Raw genomic sequence first — 4,113 nt, forward strand, 5'->3', positions numbered from 1 at the left:
GTTCTTAAACCTTACGATGAACCAGTTTGATGCGCGACAGCGCTATGTCGGAGACTTAGTGGGGCCTCCCACATTTGATCTTCAGTGTTCGGGGGATTTGGTTTTCAGCCACTTACCAAGTGGCGGTGTTCGGCAAGTCCAGGGTGCCACGTTCTACAAAACGCATCGTGCCAAACAGGCCACCCGCCAGTTTGCCGCGCAGCACGTAGGGCAGGTTGTTCAGGCTTTGGGTCTGGCTCAAGCCCAGGGTCTGGCGCAACACCGAAAACGCTGAAACGCTGACGGGCACCATCAACACGGTCTCGGAGAAGCGGGGGATGCTGCCAGCCTGATCGCTGACGCCAGAAGCGAGTGGCCGGCCGTTGACCTCCAGGTCCAGGGCCACGCCGTTGTAGTCGATTGCCGCTTCATTGGGGTTCTGCACCCGCAGCTTCACCGCAAAGCGCACTTCCAGGTCCTGGCTTTGCAGCGGCTCGATGCCCACCACATTGATGTTCACCGGGTCGCGGTTGGGGAACAGTGCGCACGCGCTCAAGGTCAGCAGCAGCGATAGAACCATGAGCTTGCGCATAGAGAAATGCTCCTACTTTGGGGTAACGTCTGGGTCCTGCATGACCTTGAGGGTCGAGGACTCCGGTTCGAATTCATCTTCTTCCAGCTCTATGAACTCTTCGGGCAGGAAAATGTTCAGCAGGATTGCACAGAATGCGCCCACAGTGATCGGCGATTCGAAGATGTTGTGCAGCGCCTTGGGCAGCTCGCGCAGCACCTCCGGCACGGCGGCGACGCCTAGGCCCATGCCCAGGGAAATCGCCACGATCAGCACATTGCGCCGATGCAGGCCCGCTTCGGCGAGGATCTTGATCCCGGCCACGGCCACGGTGCCGAACATGATCAGGGTCGCGCCACCCAGTACCGGCTTGGGCATCAGTTGCAGCACCGCGCCGATCATCGGGAACAGCCCCAGCAGCACCAGCAGGCCGGCAATGAAGTACGCCACGTAGCGGCTGGCCACGCCGGTCAATTGGATCACGCCGTTGTTCTGGGCGAAGGTCACCATCGGCAGGCTGTTGAAGGTGGCGGCCATTGCGGAGTTGAGGCCGTCGGCCAGCAGGCCGGACTTGATACGCTTGATATACAGCGGGCCCTTGACCGGTTGCTGGGAAATCATCGAGTTGGCGGTCAGGTCACCGGCCGCTTCCAGGGGCGAAATCAGGAAGATTACCGCCACCGGGATAAACGCCACCCAGTCGAACGAGAAACCGTACTTGAACGGCACGGGCACGCTGATCAGCGGCACCTGGGGTAGGGCGGCCATGTCGACGCGGCCCAGCAGCCACGCTACTACAAAGCCCAGGGTCAAACCGATCACGATCGAACCCAGGCGCAGGAACGGGTTGTTGAAGCGGTTGAGCACCACGATGGTCAGCAGCACCAACGCCGCCAGGCCCATGTTGCCCGCCGCGCCGAGGTCGCTGGCGCCATAGCCGCCGGCCATGTCGGTGACCGCCACCTTGATCAGCGACAACCCCATCAAGGTAATGATGGTGCCGGTGACCACGGGGGTGATCAGTTTGCGCAGCTTGCCGATGAACTGGCTGAGCACCACTTCGATAAACGCCGCGAAAAAGCAGATGCCAAAGATCGTCGAGAGGATCTCATCGGTGCCGCCGCCCCGGGCCTTGACCATGAACCCGGCGCTCAAAATCACGCTGATAAAGGAAAAGCTGGTGCCCTGCAGGCACAACAGCCCCGAACCCACCGGCCCGAAGGTGCGCGCCTGCACAAAGGTGCCAAGCCCCGACACGAACAGCGCCATGCTCACCAGGTACGGCACTTCGCTTTCCAGCCCCAGTACGCCGCCAACGATCAGCGTGGGCGTGATGATGCCGACAAAACTCGCTAACACATGCTGCAACGCGGCAAAAATCGCGGCGGTGAAGTGCGGGCGGTCTTCGAGGCCGTACATGAGGTCGGATTTATAGCGTGGGCGCGGGGCTTGAGCGTCAGACAAAATGATGGCTCGGGTCAGAAAATGGAGGCGCAGGATGCCAGAAAGTGCCAGGCGCCTGAAGTGTAAAAAAATATTTATAAAGACCCTGTGCTAAAGCGATTGCCCAGCCGATATCAAATATAGGCCCACACTACAATGACAACAGTGGTGACCAAGGTCTGGGCAGCGCGTTGACGCTGACGGATCGTTTCGCGGCAAGGATGCACGCAAACACTACTTCTGAGAGCAGCCCTATGTCCCTCCGTCACCTGAATATTGCCCCTCGTGCGTTTATCGGTTTCGCTTTCATTGCGGTTTTAGTGGTGCTGTTGGGGGTGTTCGCGGTCAACCGCATGACACAGATGCGCCAGTCTTCCCTGGACATGAGCGCCAACCAACTGCCCAGCGTGACGTACCTGGGCACGATCACCGAAAACGTGCTGCGCCTGCGCATCCTGTCGTTTCGCGTGCTGGTCAATCGCGAGCCTGGCGCCTTGCAGGAAGCCGAGACCCGCATCGGTGTGTTGGCCGACAAGGTCAAGACCGCCCAGGCCGGATACGCCACGTTGCCCGCTGGCCCGGAGGAGGCGGCGCTGTACAAGGCCTTTGGCGCCACCCTGGACAGCTACTTCAAGGCCCAGGCCGAAATGATGGCGTTGTCCAAGCAAGGCAAGCTTGATGAGATGCGCGCACTGATCAACAGCCGCATCAAGGACGGCACCGACCAGATGGGTGAGCAACTGAACAAGCTGATCGCCATCAATGCGGCCGACGCCAAGCAAGCCGACGTAGATGCCGGGCAAAGCTACGAGGGCGCGATCACCGGTGTGGTAGCGGTCTCTATAGTGGCGGCGTTGCTCACCGTGCTACTGGCCTGGTTGCTGACCCGCAGTATCGTGACCCCGCTGCGCAAGGCCGTGGAAGTGGCTGAAACCATCGCCGCCGGCAACCTCAGCAAAACCATCGAGGACGAGGGCAAGGACGAACCAGCGCGTTTGATCAGTGCGCTGTCGACCATGCAAGCCAGCCTGCGCCAGACCATCCAGCACATCGCCGGCTCGGCCACGCAGCTGGCTTCGGCCGCAGAGGAATTGAGCGCGGTCACCGAGGAGGCGTCTCGTGGCCTGCAACAGCAGAACAACGAAATCGACCAGGCCGCCACGGCCGTCAATGAGATGACGGCGGCGGTGGAGGAAGTGGCGCGTAACGCGGTTTCCACCTCCGAGGCGTCCGGGCAGTCCAACCAGGCGGCGCGGGAAGGCCGTGATCGGGTGATGGAAACCGTCGGCGCGATCCAGACCATGACCCAGGACGTGCAGAACACCTCCGCGATGATCGAAGGCTTGGCCGCCCAGGGCCGGGATATCGGCAAGGTACTGGATGTGATTCGCGCGATTGCCGAGCAAACCAACCTGCTGGCGCTTAACGCGGCTATCGAGGCTGCCCGTGCCGGCGAGGCCGGACGTGGCTTTGCGGTGGTCGCCGATGAAGTACGCGCCCTGGCCCATCGCACCGCGCAGTCGACCCAGGAAATCGAGAAAATGGTCGCCGGCATCCAGAACGGCACCGGGGAGGCGGTGCAGTCCATGCAACAGAGCAACCAGCGTAGCCAGAACACCCTGGAAATGGCACGCGCAGCTGGCGCGTCACTGGAGCAGATCACGGCATCCATCAGCCTGATCAACGAACGCAACCTGGTGATTGCCAGCGCGTCGGAAGAACAGGCCCAGGTCTCCCGCGAGGTGGACCGCAACCTGGTCAACATCCGCGACCTGGCCACCCAGTCGGCGGCGGGCGCCAACCAGACCAGTGCAGCCAGCCATGAACTGTCGAGGCTGGCGGTGGATTTGAATGGGATGGTGGCCAGGTTCGTTGTCTAACAGCTGCCTCAAAAACCCTGTGGGAGCTGGCTTGCCTGCGAAGACGGTCTGACAGCCGACCAGTATCTCGGATCAGACCGCGTACATATCCGTTCCTGCGGTAATGGCTGCTATTGGTTCCGCTTTTACAGCGGGTCACTTTTGAAAAGAGCCCAAAAGTAACCAAAAGGCTCTTGCCCCACCACTCGGCACCTCGCCTAGGCTCGGTGTGCCCGTAATCCGCCAGTGATTTGGGGGGCC

3 protein-coding genes are annotated in these 4,113 nt (G+C 61.1%); 1 reads left to right on the top strand and 2 read right to left on the bottom strand.

Features of this window, described 5'->3' with window-relative positions; translation table 11 throughout:
• Positions 1-112: 112 nt before the first annotated feature.
• A complete protein-coding gene (locus DK871_RS28290) occupies positions 113-571 on the bottom strand; it encodes an LEA type 2 family protein (RefSeq protein ID WP_161907461.1) in 459 nt (152 codons plus the stop codon).
• A gap of 12 nt (positions 572-583) precedes the next feature.
• Positions 584-2,014, bottom strand: a complete 1,431-nt coding sequence (locus DK871_RS28295) for a nucleobase:cation symporter-2 family protein (protein ID WP_003190912.1) — start codon at positions 2,012-2,014, stop codon at positions 584-586.
• A 233-nt stretch (positions 2,015-2,247) separates the two neighbouring features.
• Between DK871_RS28295 and DK871_RS28300 the strand changes: the two genes are divergently transcribed.
• Positions 2,248-3,873, top strand: a complete 1,626-nt coding sequence (locus tag DK871_RS28300; protein WP_161907462.1) for a methyl-accepting chemotaxis protein — start codon at positions 2,248-2,250, stop codon at positions 3,871-3,873.
• Positions 3,874-4,113: the final 240 nt, after the last annotated feature.

The organism is Pseudomonas sp. L13, from assembly GCF_009935965.1.
Lineage (GTDB): Bacteria > Pseudomonadota > Gammaproteobacteria > Pseudomonadales > Pseudomonadaceae > Aquipseudomonas > Aquipseudomonas lactis.

What these genes read in the sequence shown, in the direction of transcription:
- DK871_RS28300 (WP_161907462.1), top strand. Translation starts at nt 2,248, where the DNA reads ATGTCCCTCCGTCACCTGAATATTGCCCCTCGTGCGTTTATCGGTTTC.
- DK871_RS28290 (WP_161907461.1), bottom strand. Translation starts at nt 571, where the DNA reads ATGCGCAAGCTCATGGTTCTATCGCTGCTGCTGACCTTGAGCGCGTGC.